Origin of the sequence: Ruthenibacterium sp. (genome assembly GCF_017421385.1) — a bacterium.
Classification (GTDB): domain Bacteria; phylum Bacillota; class Clostridia; order Oscillospirales; family Ruminococcaceae; genus Ruthenibacterium; species Ruthenibacterium lactatiformans.
The window spans coordinates 1-15,924 of sequence record NZ_JAFOIN010000110.1; the positions used below are offsets into that span (position 1 = coordinate 1).

Annotated in this window: 14 protein-coding genes and 3 tRNA genes; 14 read left to right on the top strand and 3 right to left on the bottom strand. The window is 52.7% G+C overall.

Going from position 1 to position 15,924, the window contains the following annotated elements:
- Window positions 1–81 precede the first annotated feature (81 nt).
- The 3 genes from IIY41_RS12960 to IIY41_RS12970 all read left to right on the top strand — a co-directional run bounded on the left by IIY41_RS12960 (window position 82) and on the right by IIY41_RS12970 (window position 1,367).
- Window positions 82–157: transfer RNA gene (locus IIY41_RS12960), tRNA-Gly, on the top strand.
- A gap of 45 nt (window positions 158–202) precedes the next feature.
- Window positions 203–277: transfer RNA gene (locus tag IIY41_RS12965), tRNA-Cys, on the top strand.
- 85 nt (window positions 278–362) lie between these two features.
- Window positions 363–1,367 carry an asparaginase gene (locus IIY41_RS12970; protein WP_117472388.1) on the top strand — a complete coding sequence of 335 codons (1,005 nt, stop codon included), beginning with the start codon at window positions 363–365 and terminating at the stop codon, window positions 1,365–1,367.
- 86 nt (window positions 1,368–1,453) lie between these two features.
- Here IIY41_RS12970 and IIY41_RS12975 read toward each other — a convergent pair whose 3' ends face one another.
- A complete protein-coding gene (locus tag IIY41_RS12975; protein ID WP_009325848.1) occupies window positions 1,454–2,092 on the bottom strand; it encodes a phosphoribosyltransferase in 639 nt (212 codons plus the stop codon).
- Between the two features lie 201 nt (window positions 2,093–2,293).
- Between IIY41_RS12975 and IIY41_RS12980 the strand changes: the two genes are divergently transcribed.
- The gene (locus IIY41_RS12980) at window positions 2,294–2,872 is read left to right on the top strand and encodes a TetR/AcrR family transcriptional regulator C-terminal domain-containing protein (protein WP_058723795.1); all 579 of its coding nucleotides are present in this window, start codon (window positions 2,294–2,296) and stop codon (window positions 2,870–2,872) included.
- Window positions 2,873–2,921: 49 nt separating this feature from the next.
- Here the strand turns inward: IIY41_RS12980 and IIY41_RS12985 are convergent, their stop codons facing one another.
- The gene (locus IIY41_RS12985; RefSeq protein WP_009325846.1) at window positions 2,922–3,170 is read right to left on the bottom strand and encodes a hypothetical protein; all 249 of its coding nucleotides are present in this window, start codon (window positions 3,168–3,170) and stop codon (window positions 2,922–2,924) included.
- A 221-nt stretch (window positions 3,171–3,391) separates the two neighbouring features.
- Between IIY41_RS12985 and IIY41_RS12990 the strand changes: the two genes are divergently transcribed.
- The 4 genes from IIY41_RS12990 (at window position 3,392) to IIY41_RS13005 (ending at window position 6,460) form a co-directional block, all read left to right on the top strand.
- Window positions 3,392–5,092 carry an oleate hydratase gene (locus tag IIY41_RS12990; protein WP_287401082.1) on the top strand — a complete coding sequence of 567 codons (1,701 nt, stop codon included), beginning with the start codon at window positions 3,392–3,394 and terminating at the stop codon, window positions 5,090–5,092.
- Between the two features lie 144 nt (window positions 5,093–5,236).
- On the top strand, window positions 5,237–5,722 hold the full coding sequence (locus IIY41_RS12995) for a CBS domain-containing protein (RefSeq protein ID WP_009325844.1): 486 nt from the start codon (window positions 5,237–5,239) through the stop codon (window positions 5,720–5,722).
- Window positions 5,723–5,760: 38 nt separating this feature from the next.
- Window positions 5,761–5,837: transfer RNA gene (locus IIY41_RS13000), tRNA-Pro, on the top strand.
- A gap of 362 nt (window positions 5,838–6,199) precedes the next feature.
- A complete protein-coding gene (locus tag IIY41_RS13005) occupies window positions 6,200–6,460 on the top strand; it encodes a BglII/BstYI family type II restriction endonuclease (protein WP_242853444.1) in 261 nt (86 codons plus the stop codon).
- A gap of 236 nt (window positions 6,461–6,696) precedes the next feature.
- On the opposite strand, the gene IIY41_RS13010 is transcribed toward IIY41_RS13005, so the two are convergent.
- Window positions 6,697–7,263: a TetR/AcrR family transcriptional regulator gene (locus IIY41_RS13010; RefSeq protein ID WP_050004267.1), complete on the bottom strand. Its 567-nt coding sequence runs from the start codon at window positions 7,261–7,263 to the stop codon at window positions 6,697–6,699.
- A 199-nt stretch (window positions 7,264–7,462) separates the two neighbouring features.
- On the opposite strand from IIY41_RS13010, the gene IIY41_RS13015 reads away from it, so the two are divergent.
- From IIY41_RS13015 to IIY41_RS13040, 6 genes are all read left to right on the top strand, one after another.
- Window positions 7,463–9,526, top strand: coding sequence for an efflux RND transporter permease subunit (locus IIY41_RS13015; RefSeq protein WP_287401085.1), 2,064 nt, complete (start codon window positions 7,463–7,465; stop codon window positions 9,524–9,526).
- Window positions 9,527–9,683: 157 nt separating this feature from the next.
- Window positions 9,684–11,723, top strand: a complete 2,040-nt coding sequence (locus IIY41_RS13020) for a hypothetical protein (RefSeq protein ID WP_287401087.1) — start codon at window positions 9,684–9,686, stop codon at window positions 11,721–11,723.
- Window positions 11,724–11,750: 27 nt separating this feature from the next.
- Window positions 11,751–13,496, top strand: coding sequence for a glycoside hydrolase family 3 protein (locus tag IIY41_RS13025; RefSeq protein ID WP_055080856.1), 1,746 nt, complete (start codon window positions 11,751–11,753; stop codon window positions 13,494–13,496).
- 239 nt (window positions 13,497–13,735) lie between these two features.
- Window positions 13,736–14,311: a 50S ribosomal protein L25/general stress protein Ctc gene (locus tag IIY41_RS13030; protein WP_009325837.1), complete on the top strand. Its 576-nt coding sequence runs from the start codon at window positions 13,736–13,738 to the stop codon at window positions 14,309–14,311.
- Between the two features lie 60 nt (window positions 14,312–14,371).
- Window positions 14,372–15,175 (top strand): hypothetical protein, encoded by an 804-nt coding sequence (locus IIY41_RS13035; RefSeq protein ID WP_050004263.1) that lies wholly within the window; start codon window positions 14,372–14,374, stop codon window positions 15,173–15,175.
- 172 nt (window positions 15,176–15,347) lie between these two features.
- A complete protein-coding gene (locus IIY41_RS13040) occupies window positions 15,348–15,722 on the top strand; it encodes a hypothetical protein (RefSeq protein ID WP_055081053.1) in 375 nt (124 codons plus the stop codon).
- Window positions 15,723–15,924 lie beyond the last annotated feature (202 nt).

The window sequence follows — 15,924 nt, forward strand, 5'->3', positions numbered from 1 at the left end:
AGCAGGGGACTGAAAATCCCCGTGTCATTGGTTCGATTCCGATCGGAGGCACCAAGGGCTTTGCAAGCGCAAAGCCTTCCCGCGGATTTAGCTCATCTGGTAGAGCGCCACCTTGCCAAGGTGGAGGTAGCGAGTTCGAGCCTCGTAATCCGCTCCATGAAAATTTGGCGCTGTAGCTTCAACTGCGGCGCCAAAGTTTTATGGTGCCGTAGCCAAGCGGTAAGGCAGAGGTCTGCAAAACCTCTATGCACCAGTTCAAATCTGGTCGGCACCTCCAATGCAAAAGCGCCGGACGAAATTATCCGGCGCTTTTCGTATTTTTTTGAGTGTACAGGAGAATATAAAGCGGGAGAGTGATGGACATGAAGCGTGTTCTTATGATTGGTACCGGCGGCACCATCGCGTCCGAAATGACCGGCGCAGGGCTTGTGCCGGAGCTTACCACGGACCAGTTCCTGAAATATGTCCCGGCGGTGCGCGAGCTTTGCGATGTGACCTGCCGCCAGGTATGCAACATTGACAGCACGAACATGTCTCCTGCTTACTGGCTGGAGATCGCGCGTGCCATTCGCGAAGCGTATTCTTCCTTTGACGGTTTTGTGGTGTGCCATGGCACGGATACGATGGCGTATACCGCCGCTGCACTCAGCTACCTTGTTCAGCAGGGCCCCAAGCCCATTGTACTCACCGGCAGCCAGAAGCCCATCAATATGGATATTACGGACTCCAAGACCAATCTGCTGGACAGCTTTGTCTGCGCTTGTGACGGACGCATCCCGGGCGTGCAGATTGTGTTCGGCGGTGCGGTGATCCTGGGGACCCGTGCGCGCAAAACTTATTCCAAAAGCTTTGGTGCGTTTTCCAGCATTAATTATCCGGTTCTGGGGGTTGTGCAGGACAATTGTCTGGTACCCTATATCCGCCCGCAGGCTCAGGCGGAACCCGTGTTTTATGATGCTTTGAACAGCCGTGTGGCACTGCTCAAGCTGATTCCGGGGGCTTCGGCGGGGCAGCTCCGCTTCCTTCTGGATGAAAACGATGCGGTCATTCTGGAGAGCTTTGGCGTCGGCGGCGTGCCGTCGGGTGAGACCGGGGAGTTTTACGAGGTTATCCGCAAGGCTTCAGCAAAAGGGAAGACCGTTGTTGTTACGACACAGGTGCAGAACGAAGGCAGCGATCTGAGCATATATAATGTGGGGCACAGCCTGAAAAACAGCCTGGGCGTGCTGGAAGCCTTTGATATGACGACTGAGGCCGTGGTGGCAAAGCTGATGTGGCTGCTTGCATTGACGGATGACCCCAACGAGGTGCAGAAGCTCTTTTATACGCCTGTTGCAAATGATATCCTGCGCGGCGCAGGTATTTGAAACGGCTCGTGTGCGCCGCTGCGTACGAAGGCGGGCGGGAAGCGCAAATCAAAAAGAGCGGCGTGAAGCCGCTCTTTTTTGCTTTATCACAGCTTGGAGTATCCAAAACTGTTTACCAGGGCGTCGATACGCCGTCCCTCTTTGCACAGCGGACAGTCGTGCATGGCGCAGCTCTGATAATCGGGAATATCATCCTTGTGGAACACTGCGTTGACGGGCTGGCCTTCCACCTCGTCTACTGCGCTGAAAATCGCGGATATTCCCACGAGCATGCCGCCATAATAGGAGATGCATTCCATGCTTTTGCGGATGGTGATGCCTGTGGTGACGGAGGCCATCAGGACAATGACATGCTTACCCTGGATCATTGGCTGGATATTGTCGCGGAAAATCATCTGGCTATTGGAGTTGTATTCCGGTGTGACCACGTAGATAGTGCCGTGAGCGTTCATGGAGAGATATCCGGCGCGTGTAAGTTCCTGGGCGAGCAAAGTACCGATGACCTGGGTGCCGTCCAGACAGACGATGGTGTCCACGATAGTGTTCGTCATATAAAGGCCTGCCAGCGAAGCGGCTACAGACCCGGCTTCTGACAGGCGCGTTTTGAGCGTTGTCATGTCGATATAGTAATTTACATGAGAATGGTTGGTGGCAAAATGGCCCGGAACGACCTTCAGGGGAACGGTGTTGTTCTTTGCGTACAATTTAACGATGCGCTTTTCCATAATAGCCTCCCATTTTCAAAAGCGTCCCCCTTTCCACGCAGAAAGTTGAACGCTTTTTTTAAGTATACCATATATAATGAGTCGAATCAACAAAATAATATTTAAATGATGAAAAATATTGTGCGAAAATGTTTTGCGCTTGCACAAATACGGTGGGCGTCGTATACTGGAAACAATAAAAGGAAAGGGTGGAACGCTGATTTGCCGGATTCCAATATCACGAAACACGCCATTGCCGCAGCCTTGAAAGAACTATGCCGCGAGAAAAGCTTTGACAAGATCAGCATTGCGGATATCACCTCCACCTGCGGCCTCAACCGTCAGACATTTTATTATCATTTTGAAGACAAGTATGAGCTGCTGAATTGGATTTATTATACGGAGGGGTTTGCGCGGCTGGTCGACGGAATTACGCTGGAAAACTGGGACAGCCATATCGCAGTGCTGTTCGAGACCATGCGCGCGGATAAAAAGTTCTACGAAAATACGGTGCGCTGTACGCCGGACACCTTTGGAAACTATTTGTTCAAAGTGGTGCGCGCACTTTTCCTGGAGGCCGTCGAAGCTCTGGACAATGGCACGGTACCGGATGCCGACAAGGCGTTTTTTGCAGACTTTTATGCCTACGGAAGCTGCGGAACAGTCAGAGCTTGGGTGGCTGCCGGTATGAAAACGCCGCCGGAGGAGCTGGCCCGCAGCCTAAAACGGCTTGCACAGGACAGTGAGAAGCTGGCATACCGGCGTTATGTTGAAGAGCGGGGCGAAAAGCCTGCTTTGTAGAAATATGTACAACAAAAAGGACGCCGCAGATCTTGCGGCGTCCTTCTTGTCATTCGCAAAGTCCGGCGGCGTGTTCCAGCAGAGCGAAAAGGTGTTCCCGGTCCGCTTCCTGCAGCATGGGATAGACTGCATCATACAGCTTGGCTTTTTGTGCATCGTCAAATAAGCCGCCGGCGACGCCTGCGGTAAATTCAACGAGGTTGCGTGCCGTTCGCGCCGGGTTTTTGGCTGCGTGCCGCAGTGCGGGATGCAGGGCGGCTTCCAGCGCTGCAGCCTTCAGCTTTTGTTCAAAGGTCATCTCATCACCTTACTTCGCTTCTATCCTACGCCATGGAAGTACACTTGCCCATAGACAAAATGTGCGGTTTGTCTAAAAAACGTACAACCGATGGTTACTGTCTGCTTTTTTTACAGGGGCGTACAACTGTATAATGACATGCGCCCGGACGGGCGGTATACTGATGCCACCGAAAGGAAAACGGGGCATATGTCCCGAAGAGAAAGGGTGCATGAGCAATTATGAATAAAAAGGTTTTGGGCATCGCAGCGGCAGCCGCAGCAGCGGGCGGCGCGGTTTACGCGGCAAGCAAAGTAAAAAAACAGGCGCAGGCACAGGGAATGCGCAGGGAAAAGGAAAGCCTCCAGCCCCGTAATTACGGCGATAAGCAGGTTTATCTTGTGGGCGGCGGCCTGGCATCTATGGCGGCGGCTGCATACCTTGTACGGGATGCGAATTTTGACGGTCACAACATTCACATACTGGAAAGCATGGATGTCTTGGGCGGCTCAAACGACGGTGCGGGCAGTGTACAGCAGGGCTTTGTCTGCCGCGGTGGCCGTATGCTCAACGAAGAGACCTATGAAAATTTCTGGGAGCTGTTCCGCAGCATTCCGTCGTTGGAGCAACCGCAGCGCAGCGTCACAGAGGAAATTTTGAACTTTGACCATGCGCATCCCACATGTGCGCATGCACGTCTGATCGACAAGGACGCCAAAATTCTCGATGTCCGCAGCATGGGCTTTGACAATGCGGACCGCTTGGCAATGACAAAGCTGCTGCTTACACCGGAGGAACGGCTCGACAATATGACCATCGAGGATTGGTTCGGCCCGCATTTCTTTGAAACGAATTTCTGGTATATGTGGCAGACGACCTTTGCTTTCCAAAAATGGAGCAGTCTGTTCGAGTTCCGGCGCTATATGAACCGCATGATTTTTGAGTTCCCGCGTATTGAAACGCTGGAGGGCGTCACACGAACGCCGTATAATCAGTATGAGAGCGTGATCCTGCCACTGAAAGCCTATTTGGAGACGAACGGCGTTCGGTTTGAAACAGGGCGTACCGTGACGGACATCGACTTTGCACCCGGGGAGGCACTGACGGCGACAGCGCTGCATTTTTCGGACGGTTGCGCGGTCGATTTGCGCGAGGGGGACGTATGTATCATGACAAATGCCTGTATGACGGATTCCGCCACGTTGGGCAGCCTGCATGCACCGGCTCCGGCACCGGAACGAAAGCCGGTTTCCGCTGAGCTGTGGGCGAAGGTGGCGGCGAAGCGGCCGGGATTGGGCAATCCGGAACCGTTCTTCGGCAACGTGAATGAAAGCAACTGGGAAAGCTTTACGGTGACCTGCAAAGGAAACCGGCTGCTGAAGATGATCGAAAACTATTCGGGCAACATCCCCGGCTCCGGAGCGCTGATGACCTTTAAGGATTCTTCGTGGCGTATGAGCATTGTGGTGGCGGCACAACCGCACTTCAAAGCCCAGGACCCGGATACCACGATTTTCTGGGGCTACGGCCTTTATACGGATCATGTGGGAGATTATGTGAAAAAGCCCATGAGAGATTGTACCGGCGCAGAGATCCTGAAAGAGCTGCTGCATCAACTGCACTGGGAAGAACATCAGGAAGAGATCATGGCGGATGTCGTTAATGTCATTCCGTGTATGATGCCGTATGTGGATGCACAATTCCAGCCGCGGGCAATGGCCGACCGGCCGCCGGTGGTGCCGCAGGGCAGCACAAACTTTGCGATGGTGAGCCAGTTTGTAGAGATACCGGAGGATATGGTGTTCACCGAGGAATATTCTGTCCGTGCGGCCCGTATCGCCGTGTACACATTGTTCGATATCCCCAAAAAGATATGTCCTGTCACACCCTACAACAAGGCCCTCAAAGTCCTGCTGAATGCGGCCCGGACAATGTATCGCTAAAGAAGCCGGGGCTTGTTTCATCGGAACGAGCCCCGGTTTTTCTGCGTGTTCAATTAACAAATCTTTCATGCATCCTGTTCGTGAGTATGATATAATAAATCAGGGCTGATCCTCAGTAATTTAGGAGAGGAAAAGGATAATCGCATGAATCTTTTGTTTTTTTTAACGCCGAAGGCCGAGGTGGCGTATCTGTATGATGACTTCACCCTGCGCCAGGCGATTGAGAAAATGGAGTACCACCGTTATTCCTCCATACCTATTTTAAATAGGAAAGGAGAGTATGTTGGCACCATTACAGAGGGTGATATCCTGTGGGCGGTGAAGCGGAATTATAACTTGAATCTGCAGGACGCCGAGGATATGCCGATCATGAGCATCCCGCGCAAGCGGGATAACAAATGCGTCTCAGTGGATACGGACATGGAAGAACTGATCGCGGCGGCAATGCGGCAAAACTTTGTGCCTGTTATTGATGGAAAAAATAGTTTTATCGGCCTGATCAAGCGTAACAGCATCATCCAGTTCTGTTACGACCAATACAAAAACAGTCTGAGACAGGAACCGCAGGTCTGCATGAAAATATCATGCCGTGAAAATGAAAAAAAGACGTTGACAAAAGTGCAAGGATGACGTATAATAATTTTTGCCGCCGGAACGGGCGGCAATGTCCGGGTGTAGCGCAGTTTGGTAGCGCGCTTGAATGGGGTTCAAGAGGCCGTGAGTTCGACTCTCGCCACTCGGACCACGGGTAAGTCCTTATGGGGCTTACCCGCTTTTTTATTTGCATTTGTTGTGCTGTCTGGTCTTTTTTGTCGCGTTATGATATACTTCAATTATACTGTTACTGTGATTGGAACTGATATTGCATGGCTGTACGCCTTAAAAAGTATTCTTTCCGCTTTTCAGAGGAACTCTTTAACAGCCGTCTTGCCCAGAAAGCAGAAATTGAACAATTTTATATGCAGCGTGTGTTGATTTTTCCAAACTAAATCGTAAAGAATTTATTAAAATTCTAAATGATTTGTTTTTGGAAAAAGGCTGGGAGGGGCAACCACGCATATCTCCGGATATGAAAGCATACAGCAAATTCGATTTTCAAAAAAACGGATAGCTGTTGAGGTCCAATTTGGACATGCTTCGTTTTTGGGAACTGACTTGCTAAAGTTCCAGATGGCATCCTATTCAAATTTGGATCTTATTGATTTCGGTGTTTATATCACAACTGCAAAAGCCATGCAAAAATTTTTGACCAACCAATATGGCCATAACTGGGAGGGATCTCTTAATTTTGAAAAGGTTGAAAAATACCTGCCCTATTTCAAAAGCGCAATACAAGTTCCAATATACGTAATTGGAATTGATGTTTAATCACTTTAGCTACTTTCCTGAATCCTATAATTACACTCGGGCTAAAACCGTCGGAATCGTATGATTCTGGCGTTTTTTTGTTAATAGAAAGCTTGGTGTTTGCAGTAAGTGGGTTCATTTTCTTATAGGCCCGTTTGTGAAACATGAACGACATTTAGTTTTCCATATAGACTGTATCTATCATTTATGTTGAGGCGCAGCCGAATGCTGCGCCTTTTTGCATATAAAAACACAACTTACAAACCCGCAAGCATTGTGTTGATGGCCTGCGCCGCCTTTTCGGTCAGCTCGTCCAGCGAAAAAGGCAGGTTGCCGGAAAACCAGTCCTTATATAAAGTGATAACGCCGCCGGAACCAAACCGGACGGTAAACACATATTGTTCATGGTTGCGGACAGCATAGCCGCTTTCGCGCTGCATCATCTGTTCAATAAAGAATTCCCGCAGCTTTTCCAATACGATGTTGGAAACATTGGTGCGGATGGCATTTCGGTAAAATTCCGGGTCGCTTTCCAGCATGCGCTGCAAGTGCTGCAGCACAATGCGTGCATCTGGAGCTTTTGCCCAAAGCGGTTGTTTTTCCAGCGCTTCCCGGATGGTCTGGCAGACATTTTCCATAATACTGTCAAGCACGCCCGAAATGTCTGCATAGTGCGCATAAAAAGTACCGCGGTTGATGTCAGCGCGCGTCACGATGTCCGTAACGGTGATCTTATCAAGCTCCTTTTCCTGCAGCAGTTCGACCAGCGCGCGCTGGATCATCCTGCGTGAACGAATTGCGCTTTTGTATTCTGCTTTCGCCATTTATGGAACCTCCACTGCGGCCAATTGAGTTGACTGCAAAAAATTTTTAAAACTGTACAATATCCGTTGAATTTATACAAAGTTGCATAGATCAGCGGGAATCTGCTGATTGCATTTTATTATCTGATTCCACTATAATCAATTCAGAAACAAAAGTCAACATATGCACAAAAATGAAAAGACTGAGGAGTTTGGTTGGATGAACAAAATAGCCCAGAAAATGCTCCAGCATAAAAAAGGCATCGTTGCCCTGTTTGCGGTGCTGGCGGTTTTGTGTGCACTGCTCAGCCGCAGAGTAAAGGTAGACTATAATATGATGCATTATCTGCCCAAGGACGCGCCGTCCACCATTGCCCTGGATGTAATGGAGGAGGAATACAGCGCCAAAACTGCCAACTGCCGCATTATGATCGAGGATGCGGCGATTCCGGAGGCGCTGGCGCTGAAGAAACAGCTCCAGCAGGTGCCGGGCGTGTCGGAGGTGATGTGGCTGGATGATTACGCCAATGTTTACGCGCCGCTGGAGACGCTGGACGGCGACACAGTGGAAAGCTGGTACAAGGAGGGAAACGTGCTGTTCACCTGCTATGTGGATGAGGATGACTTGTACAGTCATTTAATGGATATCCGCGCTGTGGTTGGTGAGGACGCCGCCATGAGCGGGGAGGCGGTGAATACGGGGATGGCCACAGAATCTACGACCCGCGAGCTAAAGATGGTTATGGCCATTGCGCTTCCACTGGTATTCCTGATTTTGCTGCTCACCACCACGAGCTGGTTTGAACCGGTGCTTTTCATGGCAACCATCGGTGTGGCTATCGTTCTGAACATGGGCACGAATCTTGCATTCGGGACCATCAGCTTTGTGACGAATGCAGCGGGCAGCGTGCTGCAGCTCGCCGTCAGCATGGACTATTCGATTTTTCTGCTGCACAGCTTTTCCCGTTTCCGGGCGAGCGGGATGGATGTACAGGATGCCATGTCTCACGCGGTAAAGGACAGCTTTTCTTCCGTGACCTCCAGCGCACTCACCACCGTGATCGGTTTTGCCGCTCTGCTCCTGATGCGTTTCCGCATCGGGCCGGATATGGGCGTTGTCATGGCGAAGGCTATCGTGTTCTCGCTGCTGTGCGTGCTGGTCTTTCTGCCATGTCTGGCGGTACTGTGTTATAAGCTGATTGACAAAACGCAGCATCGCAGCTTCATGCCGACGTTCCGCGGATTTTCTTACTTCGTGATGAAGGTGAAGGTCCCGGTGCTTATCCTGTTTATTCTGCTGGCGGTGCCTTCCTTTGTCGCCAAAGACAGGATCGACTTTGCTTATGGCTCCAGCGAGATATACGGGGATGCCTCCACTCAGATCGGCGCGGACGCCATCCGCATCAACGAGGAATTTGGCCGTTCCAACCAGATCGTCTGTATGGTTCCCAGGGGGGACACAGCCCGCGAAAAGGCGCTCTCCGACGCTTTCAAGACCACTCCCGAGGTAACGGAGGTGCTCAGCTATACAGATGCTGTGGGCAGCAGTATCCCGGAGGAATATGTGCCAAAGACGCAGCGGGAGCTGCTGATCAGCGAGCATTATACGCGCATGGTCATCAGCACCAGCGTAGGCGTGGACGGGGAGATCCCTTTCGCGGTTGCCACACAGCTGCGGGAAACTGCGCAGGAGTATTACCCGGACGCCTATTTGATAGCGGGAGAAGCCGTCAACACGCTGGATATGCGGGACACCGTGACAGAGGACGATATCGTAGTGAACGGTATCGCTGTGGGAGCGATCTTCCTCATCCTGCTCATCACGTTCAAGTCGCTCTCGTTGCCCGCGATCCTTGTATTCGTCATTGAAAGCGCCATCTGGATGAACCTTGCGGTGCCATACTTAACGGGAGAACGGCTGAATTATATCGCATACCTGATCATCAATACGGTACAGCTTGGCGCTACGGTAGATTACGCCATCCTGTTCACCAACAAATACCTGGAAAACCGGCGCGAAAATTCCCGTTGGCATGCGGCGCGTATCACTGTGCGCGAAACAGTCGTCTCTATTCTGACCAGCGGAAGCATTCTGTGCATTGCCGGCAGTATGCTGGGTGCGCTGTCCACAAACGGGGTCATCAGCCAGCTTGGGTATCTGGTGGGCCGCGGCGCAGTGCTGTCATGCTGCATGGTTTTGTTCGTGCTTCCCACCTGCCTGTGCCTGTTCGACGGACTTGTGCAGAAAACAAGCCTGGGACTGCGTTTTGAAAAGAATTATTAAAGGAGGACATTCCATTATGAAACGCCTCATTCAACGCGCGGCGGCATTGACGGCCGCACTATGTTTAGCCGCAGCCTGTATGGCTCCTGTTTATGCGGAAACGGCAAATACCGAAAAAGAAGAAAATGTATATGTGAGCCTCGCCGGAGACGGCAGTGTGGCAGACATATATATTGTCAATATGTTTGCCCTGGACGGCAAGACGGAGATACGGGACTACGGCGCCTATTCCTCGGTGCGCAATCTGACGAGTGAAGCGGACATTTCACTGGATGGGGACTCTGTCACAGTGTCCGCGGAGGCTGGTACGTTCTATTATCAAGGGAACCTGAAGGATGCGCAGCTTCCTTGGAATATCTCTGTTGCCTATATGCTGGATGGAAAAAACGTCGCAGCCGATGAGCTTGCCGGGGCCAACGGACATTTGGTAATCAGCGGATCCGTCACGAAAAACAAATTGGCGGACGGCGATTTCTATGAGACCTACATGGTCCAGGCCACAGTGCTGCTGGACACCGTGAAGTGCCGCAATATCCAGACCGAAGGCGCGACAGAGGCAAATGTGGGCGCTGACAAGCAACTGAGCTATATGAAGCTGCCGGGGCAGGATCTTTCTTTCACCATCGAGACGGATGTGACGGATTTCTCTATGGAGGGTATTTCCTTGAATGCCGTCCCCTTGGCGATTCATATGGAAAAGCCGGACACCAGTGAGCTGGACGGGCAGATCGACGACTTGCAGGACGGCGCGCAGCAGCTGGATGATGGTGCGAAAGAGCTGGCAGCCGGAGCGCAGGAACTGAACAGCGGCGCGGCAGCCGTCGCCTCAGGTGCTGCCAGCCTTGTGGCAGGCGCAAACACACTAAGCGGCGGAGCGGCCGGGCTTGCGGGCGCAACAAGCGAGCTGTCCAGCGGCCTGTCGCTGCTGGCGGGACAGAGCGCGGCGCTGCAAAGCGGCGCGGGCACGATTTTCGATTCGCTCCTTTCTGCGGCCAACACGCAGCTGGAGAACCTACTGACGCGGACCAGTCTCAGCTATACCCCAATGACGCGCGAAAACTATGCCGCCGTTTTGGCGGATGTACAGCAGCAAATCGGCGGCGCGGCGCTGAAAGCCGCAACGGAAGAGGCCCGCGCAAAAGTGACGGCAGAAGTGACAGCTGCTGTACAGGTACAAGTGGAGCAGCAGGCAACTCGGGCCGCCCGCGCACAGGCGGAAGCAGAGGTGCGCAAACAGGAACAGCCGATTCGGGACGGCGTGACCGCCGCCATACGTGAACAGGTAAAGGCAAGCATCACGGAGGAACAGATCTTTTCGGCTGCCTACGAGAATGTGTGCACCCAACCCGGCGCAGAAAATATGACGGAAGAGGAAAAAAGGGGCGCCGCCGCGGCGCTTGCTGCTTCGGAAAGAGAAGCCCTGCTGAAAACGGTGACGGACACAGCGATGGTCTCGCCGGAGGTGCAGCAGCAGATCGATACGCAGGTGGAGAACGAGGTGCAAAAGCAAGTGGACGCCGTGATGGCAATGCCGGAGACCCAGGCGGCCATTCAGCAGCAGATTGACGGGCAGATGGTCAGTGACGAAGTACAGGGACTTATCGCTATGAATATCGAGTCTGCAATGGCGGGCGATGCTGTCCAGAGCGAGATTGCCGCCGCGGTAGAGCAGGCGACTGGGGCGGACAGTGCTTTGATCAAGCCGCTGAATACACTGGCAACGCAGCTGACAGGATTTGACGCATTTTACCAGGGCCTGCTGCAATATACAAATGGAGTGGACAGCGCAGCTCGGGCTGCGTCTCAAGTGGCGGACGGCACAGCCCGATTACAGGCGGGTGCGGCCCAGGTATCGGGCGGTGCGGCCAGCTTACAGCAGGGGTCTCGGTCGCTGACCGACGGCGCGGCCCGGCTTGCGGGCGGCAGCAGTGAGCTGGCCGAAGGCACTGGGGAGCTGCGCGGCCGTACAAGCGATATGGACGGCCAGCTCAATGATAAGATAGACGATCTGATTGACGGCTTTACAGGTGCGGATTATGAGATATGCTCATTTGTAAGCGAAAAAAACACGCAGGTAGACGCCGTGCAGTTTGTAATGACGACGCCGGCCATTGAAGAAGCGGAGGCGCGGCGGGCACCGGCGCAGGAGGCACAGACGCTCAGCTTGTGGCAGCGGCTGCTGGCTCTGTTTCAATGAGGATGACGCCGTACGGGAGGACACGATATGAGTTTTGATATGCGCGCCAAGCCATTCGATTTGGACGATAACGCCGTACGCTGGGTAAACGACACGTTCAATGCCATGACACAGGAAGAAAAAATCGCCCAGCTGTTTGTGGATATGCTGTGGAACGACACCGGGAAGCAGACCGCCGCACTGCTTGGAAGATATCCATCCGGCGGCCTGCGCTACAATAACCGCAAGCCCCGGGAACTGTACAGACAAAACGCGGCGGCACAAAAAAACAGCCGAATCCCGCTGCTCATCGCAGCCAATGTGGAGGCGGGCGGTAACGGTGCAATGACAGGCGGCACAAAAATCGGGGAAGGCATTGCATGCGCGGCCACAGGAGATACCCGCAGCGCTTATGAGATGGGACTGTACGGTTGCCGCGAGGCGGCGGCGGTGGGCTGCAACTGGACGTTTGCCCCAGTTGTGGATATTGACCGGAACTGGCGCAACTGTGTTATTCCTACGCGCTGTTTCGGCAGCGATCCAGACACTGTGCTGGAGATGGCCCTCGCTTACATGAAAGGGGCAAACGAGGCGGGCGTCGCCTGCTGCATGAAGCATTTTCCCGGTGACGGCTGTGATGACAGGGACCAGCATATCGTCACTACGGTAAATGACTGTACCTGCGAGGAATGGGATGCCTCCTACGGGAAGGTGTACCAGGGAATGATCGGCGCGGGTGTACCCAGCATCATGGTGGGGCATATCCAGCAGCCTGCCTATTCCCGCAAGCTGCGGCCCGGCATACGGGACGAGGAGATTATGCCCGCCACGGTGGCACCGGAACTTCTGCAGGGCCTTCTGCGTGAAAAGCTGGGCTTCAACGGGCTTATCATCACCGACGCGACACACATGGTGGGCCTCACAGGAAAAATGCGGCGCAGCGAGTTCCTGCCCATTGCCGTGCAGAGCGGCTGCGATATGATTTTATACTATCGCGACCATGACGAGGATCTGCGGTTCATGCGGGAGGGGCTGGAGTCCAGCCAACTGACGCAGGAACGGCTGGATGAAGCGGTACTGCGCGTTCTGGCGTTCAAAGCAATGCTGCGGCTGCACGAAAAACAACGTACAAATGCGCTGATGCCGGCGGAGGAAGGCCTGTCTGTCATTGGATGTCCGGAGCACCGTGCGGCCGCAGCCCGTATCATCGACCGCTCGATCACGCTGGTGAAGAACAGCAGGGCGCAGCTCCCCATAACGCCGCAGGCCCACAAACGGGCAATCCTTTATTCGGTGTCCAGCGTTTCTCTCGCGGCACGGGTTTTGGGCAAAGCGGACAAGGCGAGGGAGTATCTAGCACAGGAATTGGAAAAGCAGGGGTTTTCGGTAGAAGTCTATAGGCTGAATCCTTTCAAATACTTGACGCCCAAGGGCATCAACGGCAAAAAGGTGCTGGCGGATATCCCGGTGCTGGAATTTCGAAAAAAATACGATGTAGTATTTGTTATTGCAGATGTGCAAAGTTTTTCCACCACAAACGAGCGCAATCTGCACTGGAGCATCCCGATGGGCCCGGAGATTCCCTGGTATGCGGCTGAAAAACCCACTGTATTTATCAGCGTGGCAAATCCGTTTCATTTATATGACGTGCCTATGGTGCCTGTCTGCATCAATACCTATAACGGCTCCCGTGAAGCGATCCGGCAGGCTGTGGAAAAGATTACAGGAAAATCGGAATTCAAAGGAAACAGCCCGGTGGACGCATTTTGCGGTATGTGGGATACAAGGCTCTGATCGCGTGCGGGAGGAGCCGTATAAACGGAACTATGGTTGCATTTGTATTTGGTCTGTGCTATACTATATAAAACGAATAGGAAAAGAACCGTCTTATCAAGAAGGGCTTTTAGTATTGCGCCGCGTGGTGCCATATGAAGAAGCTCTTCTTTTTTTATTATCCATCCAAAAACAGCCGACGGCCGGTATGCACTGTATGCCGGTTAAATATATAAAATCTGATTGGGAGGAACAACACGATGGACATGATCACAGTGGAAAAAAGAGATTTTGCCGTGAAAGCAAAAAAGCTGAGACGGCTGGGGCTTGTTCCGGGAAGTGTTTTCGGCGGCCCTTTGCGCGAAGCGCTGGCGCTCCAGCTTGAGGAAGCCGACGCGCGCAGGCTGGTGGAGCAGAAGCGGGAAGGAAGCAAGCTGAAAATTGTGCTTGACGGACAGCAGATACCGGTGCAGATCAAGGAAAAGGCGGTAAATCTGCTGAACAATGATATTCTGCATCTCAGTTTTCAAGCTCTGCAGGCGGATCAAAAAGTGAACAGCGTCATCCATATTTTTTTGACAAATACGGAAAAGGTGACGGATGCACTGGAAAGGATGCTTATGGAGATCCCATATGCGTCCCTGCCGGAAGATATGATTGATACGATAACGGTGGATGTTGAGGGAATGCCCTGCGGTACGGTGCTGACGGTCGGAGATATCCCGGAACTCAACAGCGGGAAATTGGATCTGCAAGCAGACAAAACGGAGATCGTTCTTCGCATCAGCGATAAAACGCGCGGCCCGTCCCGCGCGGCAAAGCAAACAGAGGAATAACACGGATGTGCGGCATTACGGCTGCGGGATGGCTTTTTATATCAGCAAGGGAGGAGAACAATGCAGTTGCTGGGACAACCGGTCAGGCACAACGCTTTTGGAACGGGCGTGATAACCGGTCTTTCGGGGAATATCATTACGATAGACTTTGCCCAGGGGGAAAAACGGTTTCAGTATCCGGACGCATTTTCCCGCTTTCTGACCCTGAAGGACGCAGGAAAGCAAAATGAGATACGGGCAGGATATGAACGAAGGCTGCGGGCGGAACGTGCGGAAAGACAAAAGGAACTGGAACGGCAGGAGCGGCTCGGGAAAATACGCTCCATGAAAGTTACGCCGTATTCGCAGGCGGCTTTTGACATCCCGTGGAAGGAAGCCAAAGCGGCGGCAGAAGCCGACGCGGTATCCACAGGCTTTTATTTGAGCGGCTACTCCAAGGACAGGCCGCGTATCCCCAGCAGGCTCAAGCCGAATTCGGCGTGTCTGCTGACAACTCTGGAGACGGGCTGTGAAGAGAAGGAACGCCGTATTTTGGGAGCTTTCATGGTGCGGGACGATTTTTGGGGCGCTTACTGCCGGGAGGGTATGATCAGGGCGCACGACAGATACAAGCTTTATCTGCCGTCCGGCAGTATGTTGCCATACTGGAATTATTTTGAACAGGAAGAGTTTGTACCGCGTTGGGGAAAGGTGGTATTCAAATATTTCTCCAGCCGTGTTATGCAGCGGATATTGCTGGATATGTGCGGCGTTATGGACGGTACAGACCAGGGTGAAACCGCAGCCGAATTCTGCGATTACTTCTGTGCGATCAACCGTCTGTCCGCCGAACAGGCTCAGACAAAGGCAACAGCGGACGAGTAAAGCACAGCAGCATATTTTTTGCAGGGCATCTTCTTTCAGGAAGATGCCCTTCTGTTTTGCTGTTTAATATTTCAAAAACAATTTTTGAATATTTCCCGAACATACACACTGTAAAATCATGTGCAGAACGTGAGCGAAAGCTCATGAATTTTGCCGGAAGGACGATATGGATATGAAAAAGAGAGATTTGATCACGATGTTTCTGTGTGTGCCGGGCGCAGGCCTTTTTGCACTGGGAATGTGCATGTGCCTGCTGCCGGAGTGGGGCGCTGCAGTACAGGGCGTATGGACCGGGGCGGCAGGGATAGCCGTGCTGCTGTGGGCGTGGGTGCTGCATCGTATTATGTCAGGCAAGCCGGCCGTGCGGCATTTCAGTGGGCGTAGTCTGATTCGGGGCTTGATTGGGCTGGCGGGCACACTTGCACTGGGAATGGGTATGTGCATGACCATGCTTTGGGGCATGCTGGTGCCGGGCGTCGCGGTTGGCTTTGCAGGAATCGTTCTGCTTCTGTGTCTGATTCCGCTGTGCCGCGGCATAAAGGAGTAAGCGGTGGCGGAACAGGCGGACGGCCGCCGTTTATAAGATTGATTGTAAAAAAGAAAAGAGGGGTTGATTGTAAAATGAAGTTGGACACCTAAGAAAAAATCCATAGTGATTTTCCCCACATGGTAGAATGAAGTTTGCACACAACTTCTTCCAAGGGAGGGCAATCACTATGGACTGCCAAGATTATATCATAGAATCGGTA

Coding starts and splice junctions, on each gene's coding strand:
- IIY41_RS12990 (WP_287401082.1), top strand. CDS start 3,392: ATGAATAAAAAGGTTTTGGGCATCGCAGCGGCAGCCGCAGCAGCGGGC.
- IIY41_RS13025 (WP_055080856.1), top strand. CDS start 11,751: ATGAGTTTTGATATGCGCGCCAAGCCATTCGATTTGGACGATAACGCC.
- IIY41_RS13040 (WP_055081053.1), top strand. CDS start 15,348: ATGAAAAAGAGAGATTTGATCACGATGTTTCTGTGTGTGCCGGGCGCA.
- IIY41_RS13015 (WP_287401085.1), top strand. CDS start 7,463: ATGAACAAAATAGCCCAGAAAATGCTCCAGCATAAAAAAGGCATCGTT.
- IIY41_RS13030 (WP_009325837.1), top strand. CDS start 13,736: ATGGACATGATCACAGTGGAAAAAAGAGATTTTGCCGTGAAAGCAAAA.
- IIY41_RS12985 (WP_009325846.1), bottom strand. CDS start 3,170: ATGACCTTTGAACAAAAGCTGAAGGCTGCAGCGCTGGAAGCCGCCCTG.
- IIY41_RS12975 (WP_009325848.1), bottom strand. CDS start 2,092: ATGGAAAAGCGCATCGTTAAATTGTACGCAAAGAACAACACCGTTCCC.
- IIY41_RS12970 (WP_117472388.1), top strand. CDS start 363: ATGAAGCGTGTTCTTATGATTGGTACCGGCGGCACCATCGCGTCCGAA.
- IIY41_RS13035 (WP_050004263.1), top strand. CDS start 14,372: ATGCAGTTGCTGGGACAACCGGTCAGGCACAACGCTTTTGGAACGGGC.
- IIY41_RS13010 (WP_050004267.1), bottom strand. CDS start 7,263: ATGGCGAAAGCAGAATACAAAAGCGCAATTCGTTCACGCAGGATGATC.
- IIY41_RS12995 (WP_009325844.1), top strand. CDS start 5,237: ATGAATCTTTTGTTTTTTTTAACGCCGAAGGCCGAGGTGGCGTATCTG.